This window comes from Prosthecobacter gellanilyticus, from assembly GCF_007992435.1.
In the GTDB taxonomy this organism is placed as follows: Bacteria; Verrucomicrobiota; Verrucomicrobiia; order Verrucomicrobiales; family Verrucomicrobiaceae; genus Prosthecobacter; species Prosthecobacter gellanilyticus.
On the sequence record NZ_BKAG01000128.1, the window covers coordinates 1 to 1,245 of the forward strand.

The window sequence follows — 1,245 nt, forward strand, 5'->3', positions numbered from 1 at the left end:
TAAGGGAGAAGCACCATGAGAACCGTGATCCGAAAACGATACAGCAATGATTTCAGAGACCAAGCCATCGAACTGGTGGCGCTTGGCAGACCTGTTCCAGAGGTGGCTGAGGAACTGGGCATCAGCACCACCGTCCTCTACCGCTGGACTCAGTCTCAACGTGGCGCAGGGGGCGCGTCCGCCTCCACGCAGCTCGGTGGCGTAGTTCAGCGAGCCGGAGGCGAGCTGGACGAAGCCGCCGAGTTGCGTCGCCTGCGCAAGGAGAACAACCGCCTGTTGATGGAAAATGACATTTTAAAAAAAGCCGCTGTCATCCTCGGCACACTGCCACAACCCCAGGCCAAACCCGCGCGATGATCCTCCAGATCCAGGCGCAGACACGCGCCAGCACCCGGCTAATCTGCCACACCTTGGAACTGCCCCGCAGCAGCTTCTATCACGCCGCCGCAGCCACCACGACCCAGGCTCAAGACAAGCATTTGGGCGATCTCATCGAGGCGGTTTTCAAGCGCAACCGCCGCCGTTATGGTTACCGGCGCATCTTCCATGAACTCAAGGATCATGGTGTTGTCTGCGCTCCAGCACGGCTGCGCCGTCTCATGCGGCAACGTGGCCTGCGTGCCATCCAGCCCAGGAACTACCTGCCTAAAACCAGTGACGGCAGGGCCGACAGGCCTTCAGCCAACCTCCTGGCACAAGAGCCCCCGCCCACACAGCTCGACCAGGCCTGGGCTGGTGACATCACCTTTATCCCCACCGACACGCACTGGCTTTACCTGGCGGTGGTCATCGACCTTTACTCACGCCGCATCGTCGGCTGGAGCCTGGCCTCTCACATGCGCTCAGAGCTGGTGGTGCATGCCTTGCAGCAGGCCCTGCAAACACGGCCGCAAGCAAGTATCCAGGGCACGGTGTTCCACAGTGACCGAGGCAGCCAGTATGGCAGCAGTGCGTTTCGCGCCGTGCTCGCTGGAGCGGGCATGCGCCAGAGCATGTCGGCAAAAGCCAACCCCTACGACAATGCCTGGAGCGAGTCCTTCATGGGCACCCTCAAGCGCGAGATGCTGCAAGGCGGCTGCTTTGCCGACAGCACCGACGCCAGGCTTGAGATCTTCGAATACATCGAAGGTTACTACAACAACCAGCGCAAACACTCCTCCATTGGTTACCTCACCCCTAACCAATTCGAAACCCAATACCACCAACTCAACTAACACTCACTGGTCCAAGAATAAGTTGCACCTC

Annotated in this window: 2 protein-coding genes; both read left to right on the forward strand. The window is 59.8% G+C overall.

What is annotated here, in order from left to right; all coding sequences use genetic code 11:
• Nucleotides 1-24: 24 nt before the first annotated feature.
• Entirely contained in the window at nt 25-357 is a 333-nt protein-coding gene (locus BGE01nite_RS28785; protein WP_170267148.1) for a transposase, read from the forward strand.
• A complete protein-coding gene (locus BGE01nite_RS28790) occupies nt 354-1,214 on the forward strand; it encodes an IS3 family transposase (protein ID WP_146856413.1) in 861 nt (286 codons plus the stop codon). The genes BGE01nite_RS28785 and BGE01nite_RS28790 overlap by 4 nt, the downstream gene beginning before the upstream one ends.
• Nucleotides 1,215-1,245 lie beyond the last annotated feature (31 nt).

Bases quoted from the DNA above. Each gene is read 5' to 3' on its own strand.
- BGE01nite_RS28790 (WP_146856413.1), top strand. From the start codon at position 354: ATGATCCTCCAGATCCAGGCGCAGACACGCGCCAGCACCCGGCTAATC.